Genomic DNA, 26,858 nt, shown 5'->3' on the forward strand with positions numbered 1-26,858 from the left:
GGGCGCGGCTGGTGCCGAAGTCTGCCGGGGGGGACGCGCAGTCGAAGCCCGGGTCGGCCTCCGCTCCGCAGGCGGCACCGGGCGCACCGGCTCCGCCGCTGCCGACGGTGAGGGTCAGCACGTCGCCGGGGGTGACGGCCAGGGTGCAGGCGACCCGGGCGCCTCCTCCGCCGCCGCCTCCCGCCCCTCCCCCGCCGCCGCTCTTGAAGAGGCCGGTACCACCACCGCCGCCCCCGCCGCCTCCCCCGGCACCCGCCGCGACGAGGGTGACGGTGATGCCGGTGACACCGTCCGGGACGGTGAACGTGGCGTCGGTGGTGAAGGCCCGGGTGGTCGCGTCCCGGGCGGGCGCGGTTGCACCGACGGGCAGCACCAGCGCCCCCGCGAGGCAGCCGGAACCGAGGGCGGCGCGCACCCTCCGGGGGCGGGCAGGCCTCACACGGGCTCCGGCTGTCACCCAATCGTCGTAGCTCATGCTCAAACAGTGCTGTGGCCGCGGTCCTCCCGCGACGCCGGAGAGGGGATCGGGTGACCCGGCCCGTCCGCGGCGGGGCACCCGTACCGGCCACCTGGCCGCCCCGTCCCGCTGTCCGAGTGAGACACGGAGCGCGCCGGTGCCGCACAAATGCCGGTTGATCGAGTACCGACGATCCTTGGCCCCAAGGCACAGCGCCGATGGACAGAGAGTAAGGACGACTGATGAGACGTTTGATCGTGGCGGCCCTCACGGGCGGGTTGCTGTCGGTGGCGATCCCCGGCGTGGCCGGAACCGCACAGGCGACGGAGGTCCTGGACAACCTGACCTGCACAGGGCCGGCGACGTTGACGTTCAAGAACCCGGTGACCGACGCGGCGGCATCGAACTCGTACACGCTCGAAGGCAGTCTCGACGACTGTTACAGCGCCGCCGGAACCAACTCGAACGTCGGCCATGGCACGATCTCCTCGGTCGCCACCGGGACGTTCTCCTGCGAGTCCTACCATCCCTTCTCCGGAACGGCGACCTTCACCTGGTACGACGTCAACAACAGGGTCCTCGGCCGCACCACCGTCTCCTTCAAGGGCGGGGAGAAGGGCAACTCGGGCAGCAGCGAGGTGACCAACGACGAGACCGGCATCACGGACGTGACCAGCACCCTCCTGCCCCTCAACAGCTACCAGGGCAGCTTCGACCTGTCCGGCATCACCGGCTCCTGCGACACCGGAGTGACAGCCCTGACCGGGAAGCACGAGGTGGACTTCAGCCTCGCCTCGCTCTGAGCGCACAGCACGCGCTCCCGCGCCCCCGGGCACCGTCCGACGCCCGGGGGCTCGCCATTCCTGCGGCCACTGCCCGGAAGGCAGGCACCGTCGCCGCATCGACTCCGGCACTCGGACCACCGGCATCGCTCCCGGGTTGGGGGCCGCGCGCCCCGCCCCCCCCGCGCAGCCGGGGGCGCACGCGCCCCCCCCCCCCCCCCACGCTCCCACCACGGCAGCTGGTCGAAGCCGTCGCCGTCGACACGCACAGCGTCGAGATCCACGCCGGCCATCGTGTCCACACAACGGATGGTTGTGCCCTCCCGACGGATCAGTTGTTTGATCCCGCCATTCGCGATCCGCTTTGATGCCGGTGGTCAGCGGGTGGTTGTTCGGATCGGCGAGAGGCGTACGGGTATGAATGGGCGGCGGGTACTGGGGCGGCGGTTCGGATGGCTGTGGGCGGCGTTCGCGGTGAGCTCCTACGGCTCGGGGCTCGGATTCGGCGCGTTCCCCCTCCTCGCGATCCTCGTGCTGCACTCCGGACCGACCCAGGTGGCGCTGCTGGCCGCCGCAGGACGGGCGGTGGGGGCCCTGGTCGCCGTGCCGCTCGGTCCGTGGATGGAGTTCCGGCGCAAACGGCCGGTCATGATGGCGATGGACCTGACCCGGTTCGCGGTGCTGCTGAGCGTCCCCGCCGCGTTCGCGCTCGGCCGGCTCAGCTTCGCCCAGCTCCTCGTCGTCTCCGTCGTCACCGCCGCGGCCGACATCGCCTTCAAGGCCGCCAGTGGCGCGTACCTCAAGACGCTCGTGCCGCCCCAGGACCTGCTCGTCGCGAACAGCCGGTTCGAATCGACGACCTGGACCGCCACCACGGTCGGGCCACCGCTCGGCGGGGCCGCCATCGGAGTGTTCGGCCCGGTGGTGACCGTGGTCGCCGACGCCCTCAGCTACCTGCTCTCGGCCCTCGGCATCCGCGCCATCGGCGGCACCGAACCGCACCCCGCGCCGACCGGCGCACCGCGGCTGCGCGCCGGGGACCTGCTCGAAGGGTGGCGCCACATCCTCACCCACCCCACACTGCGCCCGCTGTTCCTCAACGCGATCGCGGTCAACGGCCTGATCATGGCCGCCGAACCGCTGATGGCCGTACTCCTCCTCGGCCACCTCGGCTACGCACCCTGGCAGTACGGCCTTGTGTTCGCCTCCCCCTGCGTCGGCGGCCTGCTCGGCTCACGCCTCGCCCGCCCGCTCGCGACGCGCTTCGGACAGCACCGGACGCTGCTCACCGCCGGAGTGCTGCGCGCGTGCTGGCCCATCGGGCTGGCGTTCGTCCAGCCCGGCGCCCCCGGGATCGTCCTGATCGTCACCGTCCAGCTCGGCCTGGTCACCTGCTGCGGCCTGTTCAATCCGCTGCTGGCCACCCACCGGCTCGAACAGATCGACCCCGACAAGCTCGCCCGCACCCTCGCCGCATGGTCGATCAGCAGCAGTGCCGCCATCGCGGCCCTCACCGCGCTGTGGGGCCTGCTGGCCGCCACCACCAGCCCCCGCACCGCGATCGCCGCCGCGGGAATCCTCCTCCTCGCGACCCCGCTGCTGCTGCCGCGCCGGGAGAGGACGCCCCGGAAGGCAGGGGAACAGGCCGCGAGCCTGACCTGAGACGCGGGAGGACCCGGCATGGGGGAGCTCGGACAGCTGCCGGTCGGGTGTCTCGGACGGCTCGGATGTCAGTGCGGCCCACGCCGGTCGTCGAGCTGGACCTCCAACTGAGGCCAGGTTGCGGCCAGGCGTGTCAGGTCGTCCGCCGTCGGGGTGGTGAGCGTCGGGGTGGTGAGCGAGCCCACCGGTGTGCCCGGCTTGAAGTGGACCAGTGTCCCGGTCGTTCCGTCCACCTCGACGGGCTCCAATCCGGTGATGGGGACGCCGAGTTCGTAGCGCTGGGTCCAGGCCCCGTTGAGACGGCGGTTGGTGTGGACGAGCCAGTCGCTGAGCGCTGCGACGACGGACATGCCGCGCCGGGGATGACCGTCGGGCAGCACTTCGGCCTGCGGGGAGTCGAAGAACCGAAGGTCCTTCGTCGCCATGACGGGCTTCTTCACGCTCCGGCCCTGCTCGTCCACCCGGGTGTCGGTGCCCCGCCCGTTGTCCCTGACGGACAGGGAGCCGTCGGTGTGGAGAACGAGGACGCAGCGCCCGCCGCCGTTTCCTGATGCTTCGTCGGCCGCATAGCCGAGGACTTCCAGGGCGAGGTGCCACGGTCCGCCCGGAGCGAACTCCGCCGGGTTCTGCCTGATGTGCGCCAGATGATCCGCATCGACGGCGCTCGACCAGTCATGTGTCGTGTTGACCCACTGGGCCCTCGGTTCATTCATCGGGCCAGGATGCCGCAGGCCGACGACGGCTCCGGGACCGGCCCCGTGACTGGCGACCGTTCGTGGCATCCGTGCCGGTCGAGGCCGGGCGATGGCCGTTGGGTGTCAGAGCAGGACCGCTCCCGCGACTGCCGCTGACGCCGTGACGAGAACGCCCACGATGCCGCTGGTGACTCCGCTCCTCCAGGACCGCTGTGCGGCCGCGAGGTCCGGGGTGAAGTCGGCCGGGTCGGCGGGGGAGTAGTGGATCGTGACGTTCCGGCCGTACGAGTTGGTGGGGTCCGGCAGGCCTGAAAAGCAGTACGCGGTGACGGCCGCGCCCTCGTGGGTGGTGAAGGCGACCACCGGCGTCTGGCTGGTGGAGGTGTAGCCGTCCTCGTCGGTGCGGACGCTCCTGACGACGGCGACCACACGGCCCGGAACGGGAACCATCGAGGCCAGGGTGTCGAACCGGCTCCGCGCCTGGCGGACCTCCTGGGGCAGGGAGCACGCGAGGAACACGCTCCACGGCGCGCCGACACCGATCAGGGCCCACGGCCAGCCCCAGTCGATCGCGGCGACGACCACCAGCCCGACGTAGATCAGGAACACCGCGAAGTTCGGCCAGCCGAGCCCGTAGCGGCCGGCCCAGAGGTCGTCGGTGAACCGGAAGGCGTCCGGTCTTCCGGGCGGATAGCGGATCCCGATCTCCCGGCCCGTCCAGGCGGTGTTGATCCGGTCGCCGCAGTCGCCGTCGTTCGTCACGGTGAACTCCTGCCCGGTGGAGGAGTCCTGGAAGGTGGCGACGATCGCTATGCCGTCCGCCTCGGAACCTCTGTGCCGCGGCTCCTGCACCCGCTCGATCCGCCCCATTACCCGGACCGTCCGCTGGGCGCCGGTGACCCCTGCCAGCGACCGCCCGTACCCGAGCAGTGCCAATGTGCCGAGCACCCCGCACCAGAGCGCCAGATAGTCGTGCCAGCCCATGAGTCCTCCTCCTGTCCTCCGGGTACGGTCTGCCGGGGTTCGTTCGCTGCTGTGGCAACCCGCCGTGTCGAAGCGCGTCGAGTGCGGGTGACGCGCGGGTGATCAGCGTGCCGGGGCTCGTCGCACTACCTGGCCCTCACCGTTCGCCTCCAGCGAGGCACTGCCCTCGGGCCCGGTCACGCCGACCCTGATCGTGAGGGAGCCGGCGAGATGGTCGGCAGTGATCTGCCAGGACGTCGGGGAGTGGACGCCGAGCGTCGTTTCGGCCTCCTTGACCAGGGCCGGGAACCGCTCGTAGGGCAGGGAGAGCGGATCGAACTGGGGGGCCTTCGTGCCGCTCGGGGAGAACACGACCGACAGCACGCGGTCCTGCGCGAAGACGGTGATCGCCTGGCGCGGATCCTTCCCCTCGGTAAGGGAGTTGATGGCCTTGCGTAGTTCGCCGTCGTCGAGGAACGACTGGTCCGGCCCGAGAGAGACCGTCCCGGTCCCGGACGACACCACCGTGGTCGACCACGTCGAAGTGACCGTCGGCGCCGGGGAGGCGGAGTCCTGCTGCTCGAACAGGTCCACGCGGAACAGGAAGACCACGGCAGCCGCGGCGAGCAGCAGGCCGAAGAGCCCGACGAAACCGGTCGAACGGCCCTCGGAAGGCTCGGTCACCATGGTCGACTCGGGAGCCGAATCCAGCTGAGCGCCAGCCGCCCGCTCCTCCCACTCCGGGGTCGGCCGCTTCACGATCGTCACCCGCCACGGCCTGTCCGGTGGATACTTCACCACCAGGACGCCGCGCGGCCGGTAGTCGGGGAGGTCGACCAGGTTGATGTCCTGAGTGATCCCGACGCGGTAGGCAGGCTCGTCGTCCGGTACGACGGTGAGATCGAACCGCACCGGCACGTCGCTCGTCTCACCCCCAATGGCGCGCAGGCTCTCGATCACCGCGAGCGCCGTTCGGGGCACGACCTCCGCCTCCCGGGCCCGCCTCGGCGCGCCGGCGAGGAGGAGCAACAGGCCGTAGACGATGGGCAGTCCCAAACCCCCGATGAACAAGGGCACTTTCTCGACGACCACACCGACGACTAGCGCGGCCAGCGAGCCCCCGATCACGGCCCCCGTCAGGAAACCGCGGGCGAGGGCGACCGGAGTGCTGCGCGAGGGCGGCGCGCTCGTGGTGATCGTCATACGGGTGATTGTGCCGGGCCGGGGTGACAGCCGGTAGGCCTGGGGCGGCTGTCAGGAGCAGTCGGAGAGACGGGCGGCGGGCTGCGTGTGCTCTCGAAGGGCAGGTCCCGGATCGCGCCCGTCGCGGGGCGGTTTCGACGGGTAGCCCGGTTCGCCAGCTCCCGCGGTCGACCTCACGGGAGTTGGCGATGAGCGGGCGGTCTGTGCGAGAGCCGAGGGTCGGGCACGAGGGGCAGAACGGGCGCTGGGCCCGGGTGTCGAGCCTGCTGTTGGCGGGTGGCTATTGGGTGTCCGTGTTTTGTGTGAGTTGGTGGTTGAGGTTGGTGAGGGCGTTGTGGGTGGCTTTGGTGTGTTGGTTGGGGATGGTGTGTTTGGGGAGGAGGGTGGGCCATCCGTGGGGGGTGGTGGTGAAGGTGATGGTGAGTTTGGTGTGTTGGTTGTTGTGGGTGGGGGTGAGGGTGTAGGTGGTGGTGCCGGTGAAGTGGCCGGTGTGGGTGGTGGTGAGGGTGTGTGGGGGTGTGGTGTGGGTGGTGGTGGCGGTGGTGTGGATTTTGGGTCCGGGTTTGGTGTGGCCGTTGGGGTGGATGGTGATGTGGGTGGTGCCGCCGGGGTGTTCGGGGGTGGGGTTGCCGGGTTGGTGGGTGTTGTGGGGGGTCCACCAGGTGGTGGTGCCGTTGAGTTCGGCGATGAGGTGGTTCCAGACTTGTTGGGTGGGGGCGTGGATGATGGCTTCGTTGATGAGGTCGTAGGTGTGCATGGCGGGCCCTCCTGTTCTTTCCTGAATTCCTGAAGTCCTGAGTTCTTGCTTTCTGGCCTTTGGCCTGTATTTCTTTTTTGCCGCTTGCCGCTTGCCGCTTGCCGCTTGCCGCTTGCCGCTTGCCGCTTGCCGCTTGCCGCTTGTGGTTTTGGCCTGTGCCTGTGCCTGTGGTTTGTTTTTTATGGGTTTTTTGCTGGCTTGTTTTGTCTGTCTGGGATTTGGGCCTTCGGCTTGCGGTCTGTGGTTTGCCGATTGTGGCTTGTGTTTGTGGTTTGCTTGTTGGTTTGTTTTTGTTGTGTGTCTGCGTGTTTTATTGGTGTATTTCTGTGGTTCTGTGTCGGCGTGTGTGTTCTTGTTTCTGTGCTTGCTGTGGGTCTGTGTCGGTGGGGGTGCCTGCGCCTGTGCGCCTGTGGGTCGATGCCTGCGCTTGCGGGTCGATGCCTGTGTGTTTGTGCTTGCGCCTGCTGTGTGTCTGTGTGTCTGGTGTTTTCTGTTTGTGCGCCCGCGGCCTGTGGTCTGTGTCGGTGTTTGTGTGCTTGTGGCCTGTGGTCTGTGTCGGTGTTTGCGGGCTTGTGGTCTGTGGTTTGTGTTTGTTGTTTGAGGGTTTGTTTGCTGGTTTGTTTTATTGCCGTGTCGTGCCGTGCCGTGTCTGTGGTTTGTGTCTGTGTCTGCGTGTCTGCTGTGTGTGTTTGTTGTGTGTGTGTGTTTTTGTGTTGTTAGGGGAAGATGTTTTGGCCGGGGGTGAGGGTGTGGGTGGGGTCGTATTTGTGTTTGGTGTTGGTGAGGTTGGTCCATTGGGGGCCGTAGTGGTTTTTCCAGTCGGTGGGGGTCATGTGGGGGATGGCGCCGACGAGGTAGCGTTTGGCGCCGAGGGTGGTGGCGTGGTCGTAGAGGGTGCGGTTGTGGGTGAGTTGGGTGGTGGGGTTGGTGCCTGGGTGGGGGAAGGTGAGGAGGTCGAAGAGGTAGGTGGTGGGTTCGTTTGGGGTGATGGCGTAGGGGTGGGTGAGTTTGTTGGTGGGGAAGGGGTAGAAGAGGAGGAGGCCTTGGCCGAGGGTTTGGGGGGTGATGAGGGGGGTGGCGTAGGTGATGAAGTTGGCGGCTTGGGTGGCGGGGATGAAGAGGCTGAGCCAGGGTTTGGGTTGGTTCCAGTAGCCGAGGTTTTTGAGGTTTTGGGTCCAGGTGTCGGCGCGGTAGGTGTATTCGCGGTAGGTCTGGTCGGTGGTGGTGGTCTGGTGGGGGTTGGGGTTGAGTCCGGTGAGGAGGGGTGTGGGGTTGGGGGGTGTGGTGCCGTTGTAGTAGGTGGCGGTTTCGATTTTGTAGAGGGGGGTGGTGTCGGGTTGGGGGATGATTTCGCCGATTTGGGTGTGGAAGCGGCCGTCGTGGAGGATGGTTTCTTGGTCGGTGAGGTAGGTGGTGAGGTTGTTGTAGTAGAGGTTGAAGACGAGGGCGCGTTGGGGGGCGGGGATGAGTTTGATGGTGGCGCGGATGATGATGCCGAATTGTCCGGCGCCGGCGAGGGCGGCGTGGAAGAGGTCGGGGTTTTTGGTGGGGGTGGCGGTGAGGAGGTGGCCGGTGCCGGTGATGATGTCGATGGATTCGACGGTGTCGGCTTGGAGGCCGTGTTTTTGGACGGTGTTGCCGATGCCGCCGATGCTGATGGTGCCGCCGATGGAGAGGTGGAGGTAGTCGGTGAGGCAGGGTGGGGTGAGGCCTTGGTTGAGGGTGGCGTCGGTGAGTTGGGCCCAGGTGACGCCGGCGTCGACGGTGGCGTTGGTGGGGGTGATGGTGTGGATGCGGTTGAGGGTGCGGGCGTCGATGCTGATGCCGCCGTTGGGGGAGGCCTGGCCGTAGTTGGAGTGTGATTCGAGGTCGTTGTCGGTGCCGCTTTGGCCGTTCATGGCGACTTTGAGGCCGTTGCGGCGGGCGTAGTTGATGATTTTGATGATGTCCTGGTCGGAGCCGGGTTTGAGGACGGCGTGGGGGGTGTTGGTGGTGAGGCGGCCGAAGTCGTGGCTGAATTCGGTGAGGGTGGTGGTGTCGGTGGTGAGGGTGCCGTCGAGGGTGGGGACGGGGCAGTGGTTGTGGGTGGTGGGGGTGTTGGTGGTGGCCCAGGTGCGGGTGGTGGTGTTGAAGGCGGTGATGAGGGCGGTGGTGGCGGTGGTGGTGAGGATGGTGCGTCGGGTGGGGTTGGTCATGCGGGGGTTTCCTGTTCCGGGTAGGGGTGGGTGTTCGGGTGGTGTGTGTTTGTTCGTGGCGTGGGTGTCTGATGGTGTGATGTTCTGGGGTTGGGCTGCGGGTTGGCGGCCGGGTGGTGGTTAGTGTGTGAGGGCGGGTGGGTGGGTCCTGCGGGGTGGGCGGTCTGCTGGGTCCGTGCAGGTGTTCGGTTGTTGGTTGTGTGTCCGGTTCCGGTTTCCGGTGGGGTGTCCTGGGGTGTGGGCCGGCCGGGCGGCGGGGTCCGTGGGTGGGCGGGTGCCGCCCGGCCGTGTTGGGTGTGCCTGTGTGGTTGTGTGCGTGTGCCCGCGTGTGTGCCCCTGCGTGCCCCCGCGTGTGTGCCCGTGTGTGCCCGTGTGTGTGTCCGGGTGTGTGCGTGTGGGGGGTTAGGGGGTGGTGTGGGTGACGGTGGCGCGTTGGTAGTTGAGGAGGTCGAAGCGGCGGGTCTGGCGGCGGAAGCGGTAGGTGTAGGTGGGCCAGATGGAGGGGTTGTTGCCGTGGTGGTCGGTGTACCAGCTCTGGCAGCCGCCGGCGTTCCAGACGGTGTTCTTCAGGCGGTCGGTGAGGGTCTGGTTGTAGGCGTTCTGGGCTTCGGGGCGGATCTCGACGGAGGTGATGCCGAGTTTGTCGATGGTTTTGAGGGCGTCGACGATGTAGGCGATCTGGGCTTCGATCATGACGGTCTGGGAGGAGTGGCCCAGGGTGGTGTTGGGGCCCAGGAGCATGAAGAGGTTGGGGAAGCCGTGGATGGTGGTGCCGCGGTGGGCTTTCATGCCGTGGGTGTGCCAGGTGTCGCGCAGGGTGGTTCCGTCGCGGCCGTGGATGCGGCGGGCGACGGGGCGGTCGGTGGCGGTGAAGCCGGTGGCGAGGATGATGGTGTCGACGGTGCGGGTGGTGCCGTCGGCGGTGGTGATGTGGGTGGGGCCGATGTCGGTGATGGTGTCGGAGACGATGTCGACGTTGGGCTGCTGGATGGCGGGGTACCAGGTGTTGGAGAACAGGAGGCGTTTGCAGCCGACGGTGTAGTCGGGGGTCAGGCGCTTGCGCAGGCCGGGGTCGGGGACGGATTTCTTGAGGTGGCCGGCGGCCATGTTCTTCATGCCGGTGGTGCGGGTGGGGCGGGACATGAAGAACGCGACGATCTCGCGGCCGTTCTTGTTGAAGGCGCGGCGGAAGCGCTGGTAGCCGGGCAGGTGGCGCAGCATCCAGGTGTGGCGGGGGGTGTTGGGCTTGTCGGGTTTGTGGGCGACCCAGGGGGGTGTTCGCTGGTAGAGGTCGAGGCGGGCGACCTGGTTCTGGATGGCGGGGACGAACTGGATGGCGGAGGCGCCGGTGCCGATGACGGCGACGTTGCGGCCGGTGAGGTCGTGGTCGTGGCGCCAGCGGGCGGAGTGGAAGAGGGTGCCGGTGAAGGTGTCCAGGCCGGGCAGGTCGGGGACGGCGGGCTCGGAGAGGTAGCCGGTGCCGGTGATGAGGATCTGTGCGGTGTAGCGGCCGTGGGTGGTGTGGATGCGCCAGTGGCGGTGGTCGGCGTCCCAGTGGGCGTCGAGGAGTTCGTGGCCGTAGCGCAGGTGGGGTTCGACGCCGAAGCGCTGGGCGGTGTCCTTGAGGTAGGCGTGGACTTCGGCCTGGGTGGCGAAGGTGGACTTCCACTGCGGGTTGCGGGCGAAGGAGAAGGAGTAGAGGTGGGCCTGGACGTCGCAGGCGCAGCCGGGGTAGGTGTTGTCGCGCCAGGTGCCGCCGAGGTCGGTGGCGCGTTCGAAGACGAGGAAGTCGTCGGTGCCGCTCTGCAGGAGGCGGATCGCGGTGCCCAGGCCGGAGATGCCGGCGCCGATGATGGCGACTTTGAGGTGGCGTACGGCGGTGGTGCCGGGGTGGGTGGTGGCGCCGGCGGGTTCGGGCTGGTCGGCGCCGGAGGGGGCGGGGTGTTCGGCGGTGGTGGTCATGGCCGGGGTGTCCCCTTTCAGGCGCGGCGGGTGAGGGTGACGCGGAAGTTGTTGAAGATGTGGTCTTCGAGGGTGTAGGCGAAGATGTCGAGGTAGCGCTCGAAGCGCTGGACGGTGGTCTCGTCGGCCATGGCGACGGCTTCGTCGCGGCGGGCGGCCAGGAGCTGGAGCCAGGCGCGGCAGGCGCGGGCGAAGGACTCGGGTTCGTTGCGGATCTCGGTGACCTCGAAGAGGCCGTCGAGGCCGGCGGCGAGTTCGGGCAGGCGCGGGATGTGGCAGCCCTCGAACTCCTCGCGCTGGAGGAACTTGAGGTCGTCCAGGAGCTGGCGGCGCAGCGGGGGGTTCTCGACGGTCATGGTGTGCAGGACGAAGCGGGCGCCGGGCTTGAGCAGGGAGTGGACCTGCTTGAAGAAGACGCGGTAGCGCTGGGTGCGCTCCTTGGGGGTGAGGGAGGAGAGCACGAAGTGTTCGAGGGCGTTGATGCAGAACGCGGCGTCGTAGGGCTCGCCGTCGGCCTTGTGGTCCTCCCAGCTCTCCACGCGGGCGTGGATGGCGGGGTTGTCGAGGGCGGCGACGAAGTCGGCCTGGGTGCGGGAGAGGGTGACGCCGACGGCCTGCTGGACGCCGTGGACGGTGGTGAGGCGGTTGAGCATGGTGCCCCAGCCGCAGCCGATGTCCAGGACCTTGGCCTTGCCGGCGGCCTGGGCGAGGTCGGTGAAGACGTCGAGCTTGCGTTCCTGGGCCTCGTCGAGGGTGGCGACGAGGTCCTCGCCGTCCTCCCAGTAGCCGCCGGAGTACATCATGGTGGGGCCCAGGATGAGGCGGTAGAGGTCGTTGCCGACCTCGTAGTGGTGGCGGATCGCGTCGACGTCGGGGTTGATGGAGCGGGTCTCGGCGGTGGTCATGCGGGTGTGCCCCTGTTCTGGTGGCGGATCGGATGGACCGGATTGGGCCGGGCTCGGCCGGGCCGGACTGGACTGGACTGGACTGGGCCGGGTGGTGCGGGTGTCCGGTGGTGCGGGTGTCCGTGGTGCGCGGCGCCGGGTGGTGCCTTTCCCCGCGTGGACGGCCGTTGCGGTGGCGGTGGCCGCTCTCGTCGTCTGCGGACGGGAGCGCCGGTGAGGGCGGCCGGGTCCGTGCGGTGTGAACGGCCGTGCGGGTCGGGGTGGTCGGGGTGTGTCCGTGCTTGCCTACGGTCGCCCTCCCGCCCCGGCGGGTGCGGCCTGCGGCGCGGTGCGGTGCGGTGGCCTCGGTGCGGAGCGGTGCGGCGCTGTGCGGGTGCGGTGCGGGTGCGGTGTCCGCGTCGCGGTGCGAGGTGGTGGGTGTCGTGCGTGTGGGTGCGGTGTCTCGGGTCAGGTAAGCGCGTGTCTCGCAAGCGGTGCGCAAGCGTGGGCGCAGGGCCGGGGTTGCGGGGCGTTTGCGTGGGGGTGGGTTTCATGCGGTTTCGACAAGACACGCGGCCCCCACGGCCTTCCCGGGTTTTTCCCCGGGGGGTTTTCGGGTTCCGTCGCGGTGCGTTCCGTGGCCTGTGGGCGGCGGGGGCGCGGTGGCGGTGTCCGTGATCCTCCCGGGGTGTCCGGGTCTGTTCTGCCTCATCACGTGTTGGCGCCCGTTCCGGGGCGTCCAGGAAGGAACGATCACTCATGTCCGACATCCCCACCATCGAGGACCTGGCCGCGCAGTTGCAGGCGGTGTCCGGGGCGCAGGAGATCGACGCGGACGCGGCGCTGCAGCACATCGCGGACGTGGACTCGCTGGATCTGATGGAGTGGCTGTACGGGTTCCAGAACCAGTACCCGCACATTCCGGCGGACGAGTCGCTGTTCGCGGACATCGACGACACGACGACGCTGCGGGTGGTGCACGAGCGGATCCTGGCGCTCGTGGGCCAGGCCGGCGTCTGAGCGCGGGGCACTGCTCGATGAGCGGCTTCGACATCACCGGGTGGGGGATCTCCGTCCCCGAGCGCGTGGTGACCAGCGTGGAGCTGGCGGAGCGTTTCGGTGTGGACGAGCACTGGATCGTCTCCAGGTGCGGGATCCGGGAGCGGCGGGCGGTCGGGGCGGGGCAGAGCACCGCGTCGATGGCGGTGGAAGCCGGGCGCCGGGCGCTGGAGCGGGCGGGGCTGTCGGGTGCGGACATCGCGCACCTGATCGTGGCGACGGCGACGCCGGAGCAGCCCTCGCCGGCGACGTCGGCGTTCGTCCACGACGCGCTGAAGATCGCGGGCAGCGCGCACGACGTGAACTCCGAGTGCGCGGGGTTCGTGTACGCGCTGGTGACGGCGGTGGGTCTGCTGCACATGGACCCGCGCCCGATCCTGGTGATCGGTTCGGACACCCACACGCTGACCGCGAACCCGGCGGACCGGGACCTGTCGATCCTGGTGGGTGACGGGGCCGGTGCGGTGGTCCTGCAGCCCGGCCCGGTGGAGCGGGTCCTGGCGTGGAACCTGGGCGCGGACGGCTCGTGCAAGGACAGCCTGAAGGTCCTGGCGGGGGGCTCGCGGATGCCCACCACCGAGGAGACGGTGCGCCAGGGCTTGCACTACGCGCAGATCAACGGCAACGAGATCTACCTGAACGCGGTGCGCTACACGGTGCGCACGATCCGCGAGACGCTGGAGCAGGCGAAGCTGACGCCGGCGGACGTGGACCACGTGGTGCCGCACCAGGCGAACATCCGGATCATCAACTCGGTGCTCGCCCACACCGGGATTCCCGCGGACCGTCTGGTGGCGAATCTCGACCGGTACGGCAACACCGCTTCGGCGTCGATCCCCATCGCGCTGGCGGAGGCGCTGGACGCCGGGCGCATCCAGGACGGCGACACGGTGCTGCTGGCCGGGTTCGGTGCCGGGATGACGTGGGGTTCGGTCCTGCTGACGTGGGGAGGGGCGCGGTGAGCGGCAAGGGCGCCTTCGGGCAGCGGCCCGACTCCCCGGTGGCGCTGGTCACCGGCGCCTCGGGGGGTCTGGGCCGGGAGCTGGCGCTGGCGCTGGACGCGGCCGGGTGCCGGGTCGCGGTGCACTACAACAGCGCCCGCCAGGCCGCCGAGGAGGTGGCGGGCAAGCTGGCCGGCGACCACGTCCTGGTCACCGGCGACGTCGCGGACTACGCGCAGGTCACCGCGATGTACGAGCGGATCACCGAGGCGCTGGGCCCGGTGGACGTGCTCGTCAACAACGGGGCGGTGCGCAAGGACGCGCTGATGGCCATGCAGAACCCGGTCGAGTGGCGGCAGGTGATCGACACGAACCTGGTCGGTTCCTTCCACACCGCGCGGGTGTGCGTGCCGGCGATGCTGCGGGCCCGCTGGGGCAGGGTGGTCAACATCGTCTCCCCGTCCGCGCTGATCGCCACCGCCGGGCAGACCGCCTACGCGGCGTCCAAGGCGGGGCTGATCGGGCTGACCCGCACGCTGGCGGCGGAGTGCGGGCGCCGGGGGGTGACGGTGAACGCGCTGTCGCCCGGGTTCATGATCACGGGGATGACGGACACCCTGCCCGAGCACGTCATCGCCGGGATGCGGGAGAAGGTGCCGGTGCCGCGGTTCGTCACCCCGCAGGAGGTCGCCCGTTCCATCGGGCTCTTCCTCGACCAGGACTGCATGACCGGACAGGTCATCAGCATCGACTCGGGAGCCTCCATCACCTGACCCCCCCCGCCGGCCCCGCCCGCTGCCCTTCCCGGCCCGCCCCCCAGGTGAAGACCTCAGGGGCGGGCCGGGCCGCGTGCGCAGGCAGCCCGATCGGGGCCGACGGGGCCGACGGGGCCGACGGGTCCGACGGGGGCCGACCGGGGCCGGCGTCCCGTGGCGGGGCCTGGGCGAGGACGGCTAGGCGAGGACGGCGAGCGCGGCCTCGTAGTTCGGCTCGTCGGCGATCTCCGCGACCAGCTCGGTGTGCAGGACGGTGTCGTTCTCGTCCAGGACGACGACGGCGCGGGCGGTCAGCCCCGCCAGCGGGCCGTCGGCCAGGGCCACGCCGTAGTTCTCGTGGAAGTCGCGTCCGCGCAGGGTGGACAGGGTCCGGACGCTGTCCAGGCCCTCGGCGCCGCAGAAGCGGGCCTGCGCGAACGGCAGGTCGGCGGAGATGCACAGCACCACGGTGTTGGCCAGCGAGCCGGCCTTGGCGTTGAAGGTGCGCACCGAGGTGGCGCAGGTGGGGGTGTCGATGCTGGGGAAGATGTTGAGGACCTTGCGCTTGCCGGCGAAGTCCTGCAGCGAGGTGTCGGCGAGTCCCTCGCCGACCAGCGTGAACGCCGGGGCCTGGCTGCCGGCCTGGGGCAGCGCGCCGCCGACCTGGACCGGGTTCCCCTTCAGCGTGACCTGAGCCATGAAAAGCCTCCTACCAGCGGTGGAATGTGGTGACAACGCCGCCGATCCTACTGCGCGCCCCCGGCCCCGGACGCCGGGTGGCCACCTCTCGGACACGGGAGGGCCTGCGGGTGCCCGCGCCGCTGTGCCCGCCGGTGCGCTCGCCGGCGGGTCTGCCGGTGCGCCTGCCGGCGGGTCTGCCGGTGCGTCTGCCTGCGGGTCTACCAGTGTGCCTGCCTGCGGGTCTGGCGGTGCGTCTGCCGGTCAGGCGGACCAGAACGGGTCGTCGTGGCGGGGCAGGACGTCCAGGTTGCCGTTGGGCAGGGTCGGTTCGGGCACGTAGGTGCCGAAGGGGTCGCGGTCGCGGATGACGGGGATGGGGCCGACGGTGGCCTGGAAGGCGATGTTCCCGGCGGCGCCGAACAGCACGGCGACGCCGTATCCGGCGGGCGTGGTGGCGAACATGGCGGGCTGGCGGGGGTTGACGGCGGTGATCCGGTAGCCGCGGGCCTGCCAGCCGCGTTCGGTGACACCCAGCAGCGCCCCGTACCTGGCGGGGGCGACCCTGGTGGTGACGTGCCGCTCGCGGGTGGCGGTGGCGTAGCCCAGGGAGCGGTCCTGGAGGCCGCCGGTGGTCTGCTCGGTGGAGCGCGGCCAGCCGTCCCAGTGGCGCAGCGGGGGGCGGATGGCGGACATCGCCTCGTCGAGGAGCGCGTCGAGGGCGTGGACGGCCTGTTCGGGGGTCATGGGGGCGGCTCTCAGTGTGACCAGAACGGGTCGTCGTCCGTGGGGATGACGTCGAGGTTGCCGTTGGCCATCACGGGGTCGGGGGTGGGGGTGCCGAACGGGTCGCGGTCGCGGATGACGGGGATGTGGCCGCCGCCGGAGGCCTGGAGGGTGATGTTGCCGGCGGCGCCGAACAGCATCGCGACGGAGGATCCGTCCCCGGTGGCGGCGAACAGGGCCGGCTGGTTGGGGTTGACCGAGGTGATCTTGTATCCCTTGGCTTTCCAGTCGCGTTCGGCCATGTCCATCAGGGCGGTGTACTTGGCCTTGGAGACCTTGGTCATGATGTGGCGGTCGCGGGTGGCGATGGCATAGCCCTTGGAGTGGTCGTCGATGCCCCCGCTCTGTTCGGTGGAGCGCGGCCAGCCGTCCCAGTGGCGCAGCGGCGGCTGGATGCCGGAGAGCGCCTCGTCCAGGAGCGCGTCGAGTTTCTGGACGGCCTGTTCGGGTGTGGTGAGGGACTCGGGTGCCGGGTGCTCGTCGCCCACGCCCACGCCCGCGCCCGCGCCCGTGTGCCCGCAGGCCGTCAGGGCGAGTGCCAGCGTGGCGGCCGTGAGGCCGAGCCGTCGTGCGGTCGGGGTTGCCATGTTCATCGGCCTTCCTGCCGTGTCACGGCGTCGTACCTGCCGGCCACGATCTGGCCGATGTTGTTGATCGACTCCGCGGTCGCGGTGTCGGAGGAGCTGTTCATGTAGTTGGAGTGGGAGTCCAGGGACAGGGACTTGCCGTCGGGGACCGCGAACCGGTTGGCGCCGAAGTCCTTGCTGGCCGGGTCCTGGCCGAACCAGAGCTGGTTGTCGGGGGCGAACGTCTGGTAGAGGTCGTCGGCGACGGGGCCCAGGACGGGGCCCAGGACCACGTCGGTGGCGACCCGGCCCTTGGCCGGCAGGTGGCTGACCGGGTCGTTCTCGGCGTCGCCGACCCACACGTGGTGGGGGTCGATGTGCAGTTGGGAGGCCTTGTCGGCGCCGGTGCCGGGGGAGCCGACCAGGATGATGTCGTCGGCGCCGGTGCCGCCGGGCAGCTGCGCGCCCAGGCCCACCGTGGTGGAGCCGTAGCTGTGGGCGAGGGCGACCAGGTGCGCGGGCGCTCCCTCGTGGGTGGCGCGCAGTCCGGCCATGAACGTGTCGTAGGCGGCGCCGCCCTTGGCGGCGCGGTCGGTGCCCATCACCTCCAGGGGCCGGGGGTCCCCGTCGAGGACCTTCTCCAGTCCGGGCGGCGGGTCGTAGCCGAGCCAGATCATGGAGGCGACCTCGGCACCGGAGTCGGCGATGTGGGCGGCGTTCCACACGTTCAGGGCCCGGTCGGCGTCCTTGCCGCCGACGGAGGACAGCTTGGTGCCCAGGCCCGGCACGTAGGCGCTGACGTTCTTCGCGGTGTCGGGGTTGCCGAAGGACAGGATGCCGCGGCCCTGGCCCTGTTCGCCGACGCCCAGCAGGAACGCGGGCGGCTGCCGGCCGTTCTGCACGTTCAGCTTGTCCCGGATCGCGCGGAAGCCCTCCAGTTTCTGCTTCTCGTCGTCCGACGGGTTCGGCTTGTGCTCGTAGGTGTCGATCAGGTGCGCCAGGTTGAGGCGGTTGGCCTGGTCGCGGGCGGTGGCGGGGATGCCGTCGCGCATGCCCAGCAGGTCGGGGTGGGCCTGGACCAGTCGCTGCTGCTCGTCCGGGGTCAGGCCCTTCCACCAGGAGTTGACCTCGGTGGGGGCGGCGCCGGCCGGCGTGCCGCCCCCCGCGCTCATGAAGAAGCGGTTGGTGACGACGGGCGCCCCGCCGGCCGCCAACCGGCGGGGGCCGAGGTCGTCGCGGGCGGGGGGGTCGGCGCGCGCGTGCGCCTGGTCCAGGCCGGTGCCGGTGCGGGCCCGCACCGTCAGGTCGTCCAGCAGCTTGGCGATCTTCTGGTCGGCGCCGTCGGCCTCGGTGACGGCGTGGGAGATGCGATCCGCCAGCGCCCTGGCCCGCTGCGGCGTGTCGTAGCCGGGGTCGTGGCGTTCGGCCTGCGAGGGCGCCGGCCAGCTGACCGTGCCGTCCTCGGCGACCGTCAGCCCCGCGCCCTGCGCCTCCTTCAGGGCCTCCTTCAGCTTGGACTGCGCCAGCTGGAAGCTCTCCGAGGCCTCGCGCAGCAGCCCCGACACCGCCGACATCTCGGTGTGCGCGGCGTCCAGGCGCCCGCTGGTGCGCTGCAGCGAGGCGTTGGCGGCGCCGGCCGCGGTGCCGACCCACTGGCTGTTGAAGACGTGCTTGGTGACCTCGGTGTTCATCGCCTGGACGTGCTTGCCGAACGCGCCGGCCAGGGTGTCGTAGGCGCCGGCGGCGCCGGCCAGGCCGGACAGGTCCGTGTCGCGCAGCTGGGCCAGGGTGACCATCAGTTCACCGCCGGCGCGTAGGGCCCGGCGCCGGGCGCCTTGAGGGCGCCGGCGTTGCCCGAGTCGGTGCCGCGGTAGTTGCCCGCGGTCTGGCCCAGCTTCAGGCTCACCCCGTCCACCTCCGAGGCCAGCTTGTTCAGGCACTCCTCCCACGCCGCCGTGCAGGCGTGCAGCGACGCCCCGGTGCGCCAGCCCGACAGCGCCGCGACCGCCGTGTCGGAGGGCTCGTGGATGTGCTTGAGCTCGCCCGGCATCGCCTCACCGGTGTCCTTGGCGACCTTCGCCGCCGCGTCCAGGTCCGCCGGGTTCACCCCGAACAGCGGCCCGCCCGCCGGCGGACCGTAGGGCCCGTACAGGCCCGGCCCGTCGGAGCCCGCGTACGCGTTCATGGATCCCGTCCCCCCGCTGGTCGACCGACTGCTGTGCCCGCTTGGGGCCGCCCCGGGGCCCGCACCCGGGGCCGCGGCCGGGCTCGTGGCCGGGTCCCGTGCGGGCATGCGAAACCGCACGCTTGTACGGTTCGCGTCGAAGCATGGCGAAAATAGCAGATCAGCCCACCGGCGCAGGCCCGGTGACGGCCTGACGGCGGGCTTTCGGTGCCCGCGTCCCGGCGGTGGCGCCCCGTCACCCGGGCCCGGGTCGGGGCGGTCGGGCGGTGGCGCGGGTCTACGGCTGCGGTGGTCGGGCGGCGATGAAGACGAGTTCGCGGCCCGGCCGGTCGGGGGCGTCGCGGACCTCGCGCAGGATGAAGCCGTGTGCGGCCAAGTCCGCCTCCACCTCGCCGCGTTGGAGGTGGGCTGCTGCCCGTCGGCGGTGAACACGCAGGTCCACCGGAAGGTCACCAGGGCCGGCCCGGCCGGGCGTCTCAGGGGGCGGGGTCCGCCAGCCCGGCGGGGGAGGGCCAGGGGTGGGCGGGGTCCTCGGTGATCCGCACCTGCTGCGGGGCGTCGCGGGGGAAGGTCCAGATCCGTCCCAGGGTGCTGGTGGCGGTCACCGTGGTGTCGTCCAGGGTGACGTCGGCGAACGGGTTGGAGGAGCAGGAGATCGCGAGCCACTCCAGGGTGTTCTCGTCGTCGTCGCGGGTCAGCGCGACCCAGCCGATGCTGCCGTGCTCGGACGCCTCGCCGGCGAGGGCGCGGCTGCCGGCGTGGGTGCTGGTGGCGAACGTCGTGTCGACGTCCGTCCAGTCGGTGGGGGTCCACGCGGTGGCCCGCAGCAGTTCCCCCCAACTCCACTGCTGGGCCCGCGGGTCGTGGCGCCGGCCGGCGGGGGAGAACCGCATGAGCTGCATCACCGACAGCGACCCGTCGCCGAACATGATGAAGTCCCCGTGGGGCGCCTCGCGGGCACGCCAGCGCTCATGGACCAGGCCGGACCGGGGTCGCGCGTCGTCAAAAGCCACGCCCGCCATGATCGCACCCGGCAGCGCCCCGGCAACGGCCGGGCCCGAACTCCCCTTCGCGGCAAGGCCGGTGCGGCACGGCCCTGCTGCGGGCAACCCGGGCAACCCTCTCCCCATACTCGGATCCGAGTAGTACGATCCGAGTATCACCAGCCCCGGCCCCGACCCGGGCCCCCGCGTGCGACCACGGAGTGCCATGACCGCCAAACGACCCGCCAACCCCCTGGCCCTCGCCCTGCTCGGCCTGCTCCTCGAACAGCCCCTGCACCCCCACGCCATGGCCACCACCCTGCGCGAGCGCCACCTCGACCAGGCCTTCAAACTGACCACCGGTTCGCTCTACGACACGGTGCGCGCCCTGGCCCGCGACGGCTGGATCGAGGCCACCGACACCGAACAAGTCGGCGCGCGCCCCGCCCGCACCGTCTACCGCCACACCCCCCAGGGCCGCCAGTACTTCACCCAGTGGCTGGACGAACTCATCCGCGAACCCTCCCGCGAATACCCGAAATTCCTGTCCGCCGTCAGCTACCTGGGCGCCCTGGGACCGCACCGCGCCGCCCAGGCCCTGCGCGAACGGGCCGCCGCCCTGCAGACCCGCATCACCGAGAGCGAACAGGCCCACCACAGCGCCACCCGCGAACACCACGCCCCCCGACTGTTCGTCATCGAGGCCGAGTACGCCCACGCCATGCTGCACGCCGAACGCCAATGGGTGCTGCGCACCGCCGAGGAGATCGAACAGGGCACCCTGGCCTGGCCGGAGGCCGCCCCCGATGCCTGACACCCCCGCCCCCGCGCCGGCCCGTACCGGACAGCGCCTACCCGCCGCCGGCGCCGCCAGCGCCGCCGGCGACGCGGACGTCCTGGTCGTCGGCGCCGGCCCCGCCGGCCTGATGCTGGCCTGCGAACTGGCCCTGGCCCGCGTGCGCACCGTGCTCCTGGAACGCGACCCGTCCCCGCCCGGCTTCTGCCGCGGCTTCAACCTCAACGCCCGCAGCCTGGAACTGCTGGAACGCCGCGGCCTGGCCGAGCGCCTCCTCGCCGAAGGCCCCACCGTGGCGACCACCGCGTTCACCGCACAGGCCCGCCTCGACCTCGCCGCCATGCGCACCCGCCACCCCTACGTCCTGGGCATCGCCCAGACCAGGGTGGAGGAGATCCTCACCGAACACGCCCGCCACCTGGGCGTACGCATCCTGCGTGGCCACCGCCTGAGCGCCCTCGACCTCGACGACGACGGCGTCCATGCCCACACCGACACCCCCGACGGCCCCGCGCTGCTGCGCGCCGGCTGGCTGGCCGGCTGCGACGGCGGCCGCAGCACCGTACGCGAACTCGCCGCCATCGCCTTCCCCGGCACCCCCGCCCGCCGCTTCACCCTGCTCGCGGACGTGGTCCTGACCGACCCCCGGCAGATCCCCTTCGGCGTGAACACCGGCCCGGGCGGCACCGTGTTCGCCATCCCCAGACCCGGCTACGTCCGCCTGCTCACCGCCGACCCCCACCCGCCCCGGGACCGGCACGAACCGCTCACCCTGCCCCGCTTCCAGCAGGCACTGGACCACGCCCTGGGACGCCGCGTCCCGATCGCCCGCGCCCACTGGCTGACCCGCTTCGGCGACGCCGCCCGCCTGGCCGAACGGCTGCGCCGGGGCCGGGTGCTGCTGGCCGGGGACGCCGCCCACATCCACCCGCCCGCCGGCGCCATCGGCGTCAACGCCGCCATCGACGACGCGATGAACCTCGGCTGGAAACTCGCCCTCGTCGCCCGCGGTCAAGCCCCCGAAACCCTCCTGGACACCTACCACAGCGAACGGCACGCGGCCGGCGCCAGACTGCTGCGCAACACCCGCGCCCAGGCGCTGCTCGCCGGCGACGACGAGGAACTCGCGCCGGTGCGCGACCTGCTCGCCGAACTCGCGCAGGCCAAGGAGACGGCCGGCCCCCTGGCCGAGGAGATCACCGGCATCGCCACCCGCTACCCGGCCCCCCACGGCAGCGGCCACCCCTGGGAGGGCGCGATGGTCCCGGACATCCCCCTCCAGCACGGCACCCTGCAGCACGGCACTGTGCAGCACGGCACTGTGCAAGACGGCACCCTCCAACACGGCGCCCTGATACCGCTGCTGGCCCGCACCGGCGCCGGCGCCCTGCTCCTGGAGGACACCACCGCGGCCGAGGCGCTGCGCGCGGCGGCCGCCCCCTGGGCGGACCGGGTGAGCGCGGCGACGGTGCGGCCCGGCGCCCTGCCCGACACGCCCGCGGTGCTGGTGCGCCCGGACGGCCACGCCGCCTGGACCGCACCGCCCACCGCACCGCCCCGGGCCGCCGCCGAACAGCTGCGCGCGGCCCTGCACCTGTGGTTCGGGCCGGCGGCGGCGCCGGTGCCGGGGGCGACCGGCCTCCCGTAGTGCCGCGCGGGGTCCGGGCGCTCCGGCGCTCCGGCCGTGTGCCGCCGGTGCGCCGCTGGGCGAACCGGCGGTGGTGCGCGAGGCGTTGACGGCGTCCGCGGCACAGGTGTCCGCTGTGCCGAGAGGCCCATCCCGCCCGCCCGCCGTCCCGCCCGCCGGGGCAGCCCCGCGGCTGCCCGGGGCGGCGGGTCGCCCGGGCCCGGGTACGGCCTGCGCGCGGTGCGGCCACCGGCTGGGGCCGCTACAGGTTGACGCCGCCGGTGACGTCGATCTTGGTGTCGGTGGTCCAGCGGGCGTCGTCGGAGGCGAGGAAGGCGACCGCGTCGGCGATGTCCGGTACCTGGCCGATCCGGCCGAGGGCGGTCAGGGCGGGGTTGCGTTCCAGGTTCGCCGGGTCGGCCAGCACGTCGGCGGTCATGCCGGTGCGGGTGAGTCCGGCGACGACGGAGTTGACGGTGATGTTGCGGGGTCCGAGGTACTTGGCCAGGGTGTGGCCGAACACCTCCGGGGCGCCCTTGGTGAGCGGGCGGCCGATGCCGTGGGCGCAGGCGACACGGGTGGAGACGGAGGAGATGTTGATGATCCGGCCGCTGTCGCGCAGCCGTGGCAGCACCCGCTGGGTGAGGAAGAGCGGCGCCTTGACGTTGACCGCGACCATCTCGTCGAACTCCTCGGGGGTGAGGACCTCGATCGGGCGCCCCATGAGGTTGAGCCCGGCGTTGTGGACCAGGATGCCGATCGCCGCTTCCCCGTGCGCGCGCAGCCCGGCCGCCGGCCCGGCCATGAGGGTGTCCACGTCGCCGGGAACGCCCAGTTCGGCGTCCACGGTGAACGCCCGGCCGCCGGCCCCGGCGATGGCCGTGGCGCTCTCCTTCGCCGCCGCCTCGTTGCTGCCGTAGTGCACGGCGACCAGGGCGCCGTCCCGGGCCGGGCGTTCGGCGATGCCCCGCCCGATGCCCCGGCCGGCGCCGGTGACCAGCGCGACCTTCCCGCCGAGGTCTCGCATGTCCACCCCTTGATCATGTTCCGCCGAGACCCCACCGTCCGACCCGACAAGGTCGGACTCACCCGAGTTTGACGTTCACTCAGGCCACGCGGGGGTGACGCCCTTTCCCGGACACGGACACGGACACGGACGCGGACGCGCACGCCTCGGCCCCAGGCCGGCGGGCCGTCGCCCGAGCCGGTCCCGCCACCGCCGGGCTCAGGCGGCCAGGCCGGGGAGGACCTCGGCGCCGGGCAGCCGGGCCGCCGCCCAGCCGGGGAGGATCAGCTTGCCCCGCCGCCGCCCGCTGCCGATGAGCACGTGCGGGGCGGCGGCCACCGCCTCGTCGACCAGCAGCGGCCAGCCGCCCGGCAGGCCGACGGCGGTGATGCCGCCGTACTCCATGCCGGTGGCGGCGACGGCGACGTCCACCGGCGCGAAGGAGGCCTTGCGCGCGCCCAGGTGCCTGCGCACGGCGGTGTTGACGTCCAGGCGGGTGTCGGCGCGCACCAGGCAGGCGGCCAGGGTGACGTCGCCGCCGCGTTTGGCGGCGACCACCACGCAGTTCGCGGAGAGCTCCAACGGCACGTCGTAGGCCTGGCAGAACACCGCGGTGTCCGCCTTGTCGGGGTCGGTGTCCACGTACAGCACGGATCCGGCCCACCCGTGCGCGTCCGCGTTCGTCAAGGCGTCGGTGACGGGGGCGGCGAGGTCGTCGCAGACCTCGATCGCCGCGCGGACGAGGGTGAAGTTCCCAAACGGGGCGCGCACGTTCTCGTTCATGAAGCGGACTGTACCGCGCCCCCGGCAGGCCTGGCGCGGGCCCTGCCGCTGCCCCTGGGGCGGCGAAATCCGGTGCCGGCCGGAGTCGGTGGCGCCGGGCGCGGGGAAGGGGCCCGCCATGGAAGATCTTGCACAGAACATCGATGAGGCGGCCGCCGGACAGGACGGCCCGCCGCCGCACCTGCTCCCCGGCCCGCCGGCGCACGCGGTGCGCCTGACCGGCGGCGCCGCGAACACCGTCTGGCTGGTCACCCTGGCCGACGGCGGACGCATGGTGGTGAAATCCACCCCGGCACTGGCCCCCGACGCGTACGCGAAAGAGGCCCAGGGCCTGCAAGCCCTGCGCACCCACGGCGCCCTGCCGACCCCGCAGGTGCCGGCCCTGCACCCGGACGGCCTGGTCCTGGAAGCCCTCGAACAGCCGCCCGCGCACGACACCGCCTTCTGGGAACGCGCCGCACACGCGCTGGCCGGCCTGCACACCACCACCGGACAGCGCTTCGGCTGGGCCGAGGACGGCCGGCTCGGCCGCCTGGCACAGCGCAACCCCTGGACCCAGGACGGACACGAGTTCTTCGCCCGCCACCGCCTGCTGCGCTACCTCGACGAACCCCTGGCACGCCAGGCACTCGGACCCCGGGGCCGCGCCGACCTGGAACGCATCTGCAACCGGCTGCCCCAACTCCTCCCCGCCGCACCGCCCGTCCTCACCCACGGCGACCTGTGGCACGCCAACATCCTCGCCCACCCGCACGCGGCACCGGCGTTCATCGACCCGGCGGTGTCCTGGACATGGGCGGAGACGGACCTGAGCATGATGTTCTGCACCGGCGGCGTCCCCGCCCGCTTCTTCGACGCCTACCGCGAACACCACCCCCTCACCGACGGCTGGCAGCACCGCATGCGGCTGCTCCACCTGCGCGAACAGCTCAGCTGCGCCGCCCACTTCGGCGCACGCGACGGCCACACCGGCGACCTCCTCGACGTGCTGCGCACCTACCGGTAGCGCGGCCGCCCGTCCGGCCCGCCGCCCGCTGCGCCGTCCTCAGCGGCCTTCTCGTCTGTGGTGGTCCTGCGGTGCGTCGGGGACCAGTTCCTGGTCGTAGCGGGCCAGGAGGGTCTGCATCGTCCGGCAGTCGGGGCGGCCGCCGGCGGCGAGGGCGGCGGCCTCGATGAAGAACTCCTCGAAGCCGGCCGGGGTCAGCGTCACCAGGATCGTGGCGGGGGTGTCGCCGATCGCGGTGAAGGAGTGCGGGTGGGTGCGCGGGACGTGCAGGAAGCCGCCGGGGCCCGCCTCGGTGGTGTGCGCGCCGCACCGCAGGCGGAACGCGCCGCTGACGACGTAGAACGTCTCGTCGTGGCCGCGGTGCAGGTGCAGGGGTGCGCCCTGGCCGGGTTCGAAGGTGGACTCCAGGACGGCGATCGATCCGCCGCTCTGGGCGCCCGCGAGTTTGACGACGTACGGGCTGCCCGGCACGTGGTGGCGCCCGCCGTGTCCGGGGGCCAGGGCGACGGGTTCGCGGTGGGGGTCAGCCACGGCCGGGCCCCTCGCCGGGGTCCTCGGTGAACTCCCCGGTGAACTCCTCGCGGTGGCGTTCGGCCCAGGCCCGGAACGGTGTCGCGGCGCGGCCGGTGATCTGCTGGACCGCGGGCGTGACGGTCGCGGCGAACGGTTCGAGGGAGGCGGCGCGCAGCGCCATGACCGCGTCGGCGGTCTCCGGGCGCAGGCCGTGGTCCAGGAGTGCCTGGCGGGCGGCGGGGGGTGGGATCTCGGTGAAGTCCAGTGGGGTGCCCAGGACTTCGGCGAGCGTCGTGGTCATCTCGCCGGGGGTGAGGGCCTGGGGGCCGGTCAGCAGGTGGGCCCGGCCGTCGTGTCCGGGCCGGGTCAGGGCGTGGGCGGCGGCCGCGGCGATGTCGGCGGGGTCGATGACGGACACCCGGCCGGCGGCGAACGGGGCCCGGACGGTGCGGGTCGCGCGGATCGCTTCGGCCCAGGCGAGGGTGTTGGACATGAAGCCCATCGGGCGCAGGAACGTCCATGCCAGGCCGCTGTCCTGGACGGCCTGTTCGCCCGCGCGGTGCCAGCGGGCGACGGGGTCGTCCGCGTCCGGGTCGGCGGCCCGGCCGGAGGACAGCTTGACGACGGCCTCGGCGCCGGCGCGGGCGGCCGCGGCGGCGAGGTTGGCGTCGTGGCGCGGGATGTCGGGGCCGTCGGAGAGCAGGAACACCTTGCGCACGCCCCGCAGGGCGGCGGCCAGGCTGTCCGGCTCGCCGAGGTCGGCGCCGACGACGTCCACGCCGCCTGGCAGGCGGGCCCGTTCGGGGCGGCGGGTGGCGGCGCGCACGGGGGCGCCGAGGGCGGCCAGGTGGCCGACGAGGGCGCGGCCGACGGTGCCGGTCGCGCCGGTCACGAGTATCACGGGGTCCTCCGGGTGTCCTTCGGCAGGCTGTTCTTCGGCAGGGTGCCCTTCGGCAGGGTGTTCTTGGTCAGGGTGTCGAGCAGGTCGTCGTGCCAGGCCAGGTCGGCCTTCAGGCGGGCGAGGCAGTGCTCGAAGATCCACGGTTCGAGGCCGGTCAGGTCCGGCCGGGCGGCCTCGAACTGCTCCTCGAACAGGGCCACTTGGTCGGCCACGGCCTGCCGGCGCGCGGCGACGGCCCCGGCGAGGTCCTCGTCCGTGAGGTCCGCGGTGTACTGCAGGGCCAGGTCGACCGGGTCGGGCAGCAGGCGCACCTTGCGCAGGGCGGCGTCGCGCAGGGCGGCGAGCTCCCGGCGGCCCTGGCCGGTGATCGCGTAGACGGTCCGCTCGGGCGGGTTGCCGACCTTCTCGTTGCGCACCACCTCGACCAGGCCGTCGTCGGCCATCCGGTGCAGGACGCTGTAGAGCGATCCGGGTTTGACGTCGGTCCACAGCTCGGTGCGGTCGAGCTGGGCCGCCTGGCGGATCTGGTAGCCGTGCATCGGGCCGCCCCGGGCCAGCGCGCTGAGTGCGAAGAGTCGCGAAGTTCTCACATTGCTAGTCGAGCATGATTACAGGTCATAGTCAAACGCGATTATGGGTGCGGGTGCGGGTGCGGGTGCGGGTGCGGGTGCGGGTGCGGGTGCGGGTGTGGGTGCGGGTGCGGCGTGGGAAGT

The 26,858-nt window shown here is 71.6% G+C and carries 26 protein-coding genes and 2 pseudogenes; 8 read left to right on the forward strand and 20 right to left on the reverse strand.

All coding sequences use genetic code 11. From position 1 onward, the window contains the following. Nucleotides 1-475: pseudogene (locus ACFV61_RS14850) on the reverse strand (hypothetical protein); the annotation flags it as partial. 224 nt (nt 476-699) lie between these two features. Here ACFV61_RS14850 and ACFV61_RS14855 point away from each other — a divergent pair. After that, complete coding sequence (locus tag ACFV61_RS14855; RefSeq protein WP_380491940.1) at nt 700-1,260, forward strand: hypothetical protein; 561 nt, start codon at nt 700-702, stop codon at nt 1,258-1,260. A 396-nt stretch (nt 1,261-1,656) separates the two neighbouring features. Then, nucleotides 1,657-2,901, forward strand: coding sequence for an MFS transporter (locus tag ACFV61_RS14860; RefSeq protein WP_380491942.1), 1,245 nt, complete (start codon nt 1,657-1,659; stop codon nt 2,899-2,901). 68 nt (nt 2,902-2,969) lie between these two features. Here the strand turns inward: ACFV61_RS14860 and ACFV61_RS14865 are convergent, their stop codons facing one another. The 7 genes from ACFV61_RS14865 to ACFV61_RS14895 form a co-directional block, all read right to left on the reverse strand. Then, nucleotides 2,970-3,614: an ATP-binding protein gene (locus tag ACFV61_RS14865; protein WP_380428718.1), complete on the reverse strand. Its 645-nt coding sequence runs from the start codon at nt 3,612-3,614 to the stop codon at nt 2,970-2,972. Nucleotides 3,615-3,719: 105 nt separating this feature from the next. Then, nucleotides 3,720-4,580, reverse strand: coding sequence for a DUF3592 domain-containing protein (locus ACFV61_RS14870; RefSeq protein ID WP_380491944.1), 861 nt, complete (start codon nt 4,578-4,580; stop codon nt 3,720-3,722). A gap of 102 nt (nt 4,581-4,682) precedes the next feature. After that, complete coding sequence (locus ACFV61_RS14875) at nt 4,683-5,762, reverse strand: hypothetical protein (RefSeq protein ID WP_380491946.1); 1,080 nt, start codon at nt 5,760-5,762, stop codon at nt 4,683-4,685. A 280-nt stretch (nt 5,763-6,042) separates the two neighbouring features. Then, the gene (locus ACFV61_RS14880; protein ID WP_380491948.1) at nt 6,043-6,519 is read right to left on the reverse strand and encodes an SRPBCC family protein; all 477 of its coding nucleotides are present in this window, start codon (nt 6,517-6,519) and stop codon (nt 6,043-6,045) included. Nucleotides 6,520-7,235: 716 nt separating this feature from the next. After that, on the reverse strand, nt 7,236-8,714 hold the full coding sequence (locus ACFV61_RS14885) for an FAD-binding protein (protein WP_380491950.1): 1,479 nt from the start codon (nt 8,712-8,714) through the stop codon (nt 7,236-7,238). A 402-nt stretch (nt 8,715-9,116) separates the two neighbouring features. Continuing rightward, nucleotides 9,117-10,676, reverse strand: a complete 1,560-nt coding sequence (locus ACFV61_RS14890; protein WP_380491952.1) for a flavin-containing monooxygenase — start codon at nt 10,674-10,676, stop codon at nt 9,117-9,119. Nucleotides 10,677-10,693: 17 nt separating this feature from the next. Beyond that, on the reverse strand, nt 10,694-11,581 hold the full coding sequence (locus ACFV61_RS14895) for a class I SAM-dependent methyltransferase (RefSeq protein WP_063350786.1): 888 nt from the start codon (nt 11,579-11,581) through the stop codon (nt 10,694-10,696). A 738-nt stretch (nt 11,582-12,319) separates the two neighbouring features. Here ACFV61_RS14895 and ACFV61_RS14900 point away from each other — a divergent pair. The 3 genes from ACFV61_RS14900 to ACFV61_RS14910 are packed head-to-tail and all read left to right on the forward strand — an operon-like array spanning nt 12,320 to nt 14,333. Further along, nucleotides 12,320-12,580: a hypothetical protein gene (locus tag ACFV61_RS14900; RefSeq protein ID WP_063350787.1), complete on the forward strand. Its 261-nt coding sequence runs from the start codon at nt 12,320-12,322 to the stop codon at nt 12,578-12,580. A 17-nt stretch (nt 12,581-12,597) separates the two neighbouring features. Next, on the forward strand, nt 12,598-13,581 hold the full coding sequence (locus ACFV61_RS14905) for a 3-oxoacyl-ACP synthase III family protein (RefSeq protein ID WP_063350788.1): 984 nt from the start codon (nt 12,598-12,600) through the stop codon (nt 13,579-13,581). After that, on the forward strand, nt 13,578-14,333 hold the full coding sequence (locus tag ACFV61_RS14910; protein ID WP_063350789.1) for an SDR family NAD(P)-dependent oxidoreductase: 756 nt from the start codon (nt 13,578-13,580) through the stop codon (nt 14,331-14,333). Before ACFV61_RS14905 ends, ACFV61_RS14910 begins: the two co-directional genes overlap by 4 nt. 180 nt (nt 14,334-14,513) lie before the next feature. On the opposite strand, the gene tpx is transcribed toward ACFV61_RS14910, so the two are convergent. From tpx to ACFV61_RS14945, 7 genes and pseudogenes are all read right to left on the reverse strand, one after another. Beyond that, entirely contained in the window at nt 14,514-15,014 is a 501-nt protein-coding gene (gene tpx / locus ACFV61_RS14915) for a thiol peroxidase (RefSeq protein WP_063350790.1), read from the reverse strand. Nucleotides 15,015-15,257: 243 nt separating this feature from the next. Next, on the reverse strand, nt 15,258-15,740 hold the full coding sequence (locus ACFV61_RS14920; RefSeq protein WP_063350791.1) for a hypothetical protein: 483 nt from the start codon (nt 15,738-15,740) through the stop codon (nt 15,258-15,260). Between the two features lie 11 nt (nt 15,741-15,751). Continuing rightward, complete coding sequence (locus tag ACFV61_RS14925) at nt 15,752-16,372, reverse strand: hypothetical protein (protein WP_380491954.1); 621 nt, start codon at nt 16,370-16,372, stop codon at nt 15,752-15,754. Then, nucleotides 16,369-18,141 (reverse strand): alpha/beta hydrolase, encoded by a 1,773-nt coding sequence (locus ACFV61_RS14930; protein ID WP_380491956.1) that lies wholly within the window; start codon nt 18,139-18,141, stop codon nt 16,369-16,371. Before ACFV61_RS14930 ends, ACFV61_RS14925 begins: the two co-directional genes overlap by 4 nt. Then, a complete protein-coding gene (locus ACFV61_RS14935; protein WP_063350794.1) occupies nt 18,141-18,530 on the reverse strand; it encodes a WXG100 family type VII secretion target in 390 nt (129 codons plus the stop codon). Before ACFV61_RS14935 ends, ACFV61_RS14930 begins: the two co-directional genes overlap by 1 nt. 277 nt (nt 18,531-18,807) lie before the next feature. Beyond that, nucleotides 18,808-18,986 (reverse strand): annotated as a pseudogene (locus ACFV61_RS14940) (SAM-dependent methyltransferase); the annotation flags it as partial. A gap of 20 nt (nt 18,987-19,006) precedes the next feature. Further along, nucleotides 19,007-19,543: a hypothetical protein gene (locus tag ACFV61_RS14945; protein WP_380491958.1), complete on the reverse strand. Its 537-nt coding sequence runs from the start codon at nt 19,541-19,543 to the stop codon at nt 19,007-19,009. Nucleotides 19,544-19,739: 196 nt separating this feature from the next. Between ACFV61_RS14945 and ACFV61_RS14950 the strand changes: the two genes are divergently transcribed. Both ACFV61_RS14950 and ACFV61_RS14955 read left to right on the forward strand, forming a co-directional pair. Continuing rightward, a complete protein-coding gene (locus tag ACFV61_RS14950; RefSeq protein WP_063350796.1) occupies nt 19,740-20,327 on the forward strand; it encodes a PadR family transcriptional regulator in 588 nt (195 codons plus the stop codon). Next, nucleotides 20,320-21,957 (forward strand): FAD-dependent monooxygenase, encoded by a 1,638-nt coding sequence (locus ACFV61_RS14955; RefSeq protein WP_380491960.1) that lies wholly within the window; start codon nt 20,320-20,322, stop codon nt 21,955-21,957. Before ACFV61_RS14950 ends, ACFV61_RS14955 begins: the two co-directional genes overlap by 8 nt. A gap of 241 nt (nt 21,958-22,198) precedes the next feature. Here the strand turns inward: ACFV61_RS14955 and ACFV61_RS14960 are convergent, their stop codons facing one another. Both ACFV61_RS14960 and ACFV61_RS14965 read right to left on the reverse strand, forming a co-directional pair. Then, a complete protein-coding gene (locus ACFV61_RS14960) occupies nt 22,199-22,963 on the reverse strand; it encodes an SDR family oxidoreductase (RefSeq protein ID WP_380491995.1) in 765 nt (254 codons plus the stop codon). Between the two features lie 198 nt (nt 22,964-23,161). Continuing rightward, a complete protein-coding gene (locus ACFV61_RS14965; RefSeq protein ID WP_079136165.1) occupies nt 23,162-23,725 on the reverse strand; it encodes a YbaK/EbsC family protein in 564 nt (187 codons plus the stop codon). Nucleotides 23,726-23,843: 118 nt separating this feature from the next. On the opposite strand from ACFV61_RS14965, the gene ACFV61_RS14970 reads away from it, so the two are divergent. Further along, nucleotides 23,844-24,731, forward strand: a complete 888-nt coding sequence (locus ACFV61_RS14970) for a fructosamine kinase family protein (RefSeq protein ID WP_380491962.1) — start codon at nt 23,844-23,846, stop codon at nt 24,729-24,731. Nucleotides 24,732-24,770: 39 nt separating this feature from the next. On the opposite strand, the gene ACFV61_RS14975 is transcribed toward ACFV61_RS14970, so the two are convergent. Genes ACFV61_RS14975 through ACFV61_RS14985 form a run of 3 tightly spaced genes read right to left on the reverse strand, consistent with a single transcriptional unit; the run spans nt 24,771 to nt 26,735 of the window. Next, nucleotides 24,771-25,262, reverse strand: a complete 492-nt coding sequence (locus ACFV61_RS14975) for a cupin domain-containing protein (RefSeq protein WP_380491963.1) — start codon at nt 25,260-25,262, stop codon at nt 24,771-24,773. Continuing rightward, nucleotides 25,255-26,145 (reverse strand): NAD(P)H-binding protein, encoded by an 891-nt coding sequence (locus ACFV61_RS14980; RefSeq protein ID WP_380491965.1) that lies wholly within the window; start codon nt 26,143-26,145, stop codon nt 25,255-25,257. The genes ACFV61_RS14975 and ACFV61_RS14980 overlap by 8 nt, the downstream gene beginning before the upstream one ends. Beyond that, nucleotides 26,142-26,735 carry a PadR family transcriptional regulator gene (locus tag ACFV61_RS14985; protein WP_380491967.1) on the reverse strand — a complete coding sequence of 198 codons (594 nt, stop codon included), beginning with the start codon at nt 26,733-26,735 and terminating at the stop codon, nt 26,142-26,144. Before ACFV61_RS14985 ends, ACFV61_RS14980 begins: the two co-directional genes overlap by 4 nt. Between the last annotated feature and the right edge of the window lie 123 nt (nt 26,736-26,858).

Source organism: Kitasatospora sp. NPDC059817, assembly GCF_042731835.1.
Lineage (GTDB): Bacteria > Actinomycetota > Actinomycetes > Streptomycetales > Streptomycetaceae > Kitasatospora.

Coding starts and splice junctions, on each gene's coding strand:
- ACFV61_RS14855 (WP_380491940.1), top strand. CDS start 700: ATGAGACGTTTGATCGTGGCGGCCCTCACGGGCGGGTTGCTGTCGGTG.
- ACFV61_RS14860 (WP_380491942.1), top strand. CDS start 1,657: ATGAATGGGCGGCGGGTACTGGGGCGGCGGTTCGGATGGCTGTGGGCG.
- ACFV61_RS14865 (WP_380428718.1), bottom strand. CDS start 3,614: ATGAATGAACCGAGGGCCCAGTGGGTCAACACGACACATGACTGGTCG.
- ACFV61_RS14870 (WP_380491944.1), bottom strand. CDS start 4,580: ATGGGCTGGCACGACTATCTGGCGCTCTGGTGCGGGGTGCTCGGCACA.
- ACFV61_RS14875 (WP_380491946.1), bottom strand. CDS start 5,762: ATGACGATCACCACGAGCGCGCCGCCCTCGCGCAGCACTCCGGTCGCC.
- ACFV61_RS14880 (WP_380491948.1), bottom strand. CDS start 6,519: ATGCACACCTACGACCTCATCAACGAAGCCATCATCCACGCCCCCACC.
- ACFV61_RS14885 (WP_380491950.1), bottom strand. CDS start 8,714: ATGACCAACCCCACCCGACGCACCATCCTCACCACCACCGCCACCACC.
- ACFV61_RS14890 (WP_380491952.1), bottom strand. CDS start 10,676: ATGACCACCACCGCCGAACACCCCGCCCCCTCCGGCGCCGACCAGCCC.
- ACFV61_RS14895 (WP_063350786.1), bottom strand. CDS start 11,581: ATGACCACCGCCGAGACCCGCTCCATCAACCCCGACGTCGACGCGATC.
- ACFV61_RS14900 (WP_063350787.1), top strand. CDS start 12,320: ATGTCCGACATCCCCACCATCGAGGACCTGGCCGCGCAGTTGCAGGCG.
- ACFV61_RS14905 (WP_063350788.1), top strand. CDS start 12,598: ATGAGCGGCTTCGACATCACCGGGTGGGGGATCTCCGTCCCCGAGCGC.
- tpx (WP_063350790.1), bottom strand. CDS start 15,014: ATGGCTCAGGTCACGCTGAAGGGGAACCCGGTCCAGGTCGGCGGCGCG.
- ACFV61_RS14920 (WP_063350791.1), bottom strand. CDS start 15,740: ATGACCCCCGAACAGGCCGTCCACGCCCTCGACGCGCTCCTCGACGAG.
- ACFV61_RS14925 (WP_380491954.1), bottom strand. CDS start 16,372: ATGAACATGGCAACCCCGACCGCACGACGGCTCGGCCTCACGGCCGCC.
- ACFV61_RS14930 (WP_380491956.1), bottom strand. CDS start 18,141: ATGGTCACCCTGGCCCAGCTGCGCGACACGGACCTGTCCGGCCTGGCC.
- ACFV61_RS14935 (WP_063350794.1), bottom strand. CDS start 18,530: ATGAACGCGTACGCGGGCTCCGACGGGCCGGGCCTGTACGGGCCCTAC.
- ACFV61_RS14950 (WP_063350796.1), top strand. CDS start 19,740: ATGACCGCCAAACGACCCGCCAACCCCCTGGCCCTCGCCCTGCTCGGC.
- ACFV61_RS14955 (WP_380491960.1), top strand. CDS start 20,320: ATGCCTGACACCCCCGCCCCCGCGCCGGCCCGTACCGGACAGCGCCTA.
- ACFV61_RS14960 (WP_380491995.1), bottom strand. CDS start 22,963: ATGCGAGACCTCGGCGGGAAGGTCGCGCTGGTCACCGGCGCCGGCCGG.
- ACFV61_RS14965 (WP_079136165.1), bottom strand. CDS start 23,725: ATGAACGAGAACGTGCGCGCCCCGTTTGGGAACTTCACCCTCGTCCGC.
- ACFV61_RS14970 (WP_380491962.1), top strand. CDS start 23,844: ATGGAAGATCTTGCACAGAACATCGATGAGGCGGCCGCCGGACAGGAC.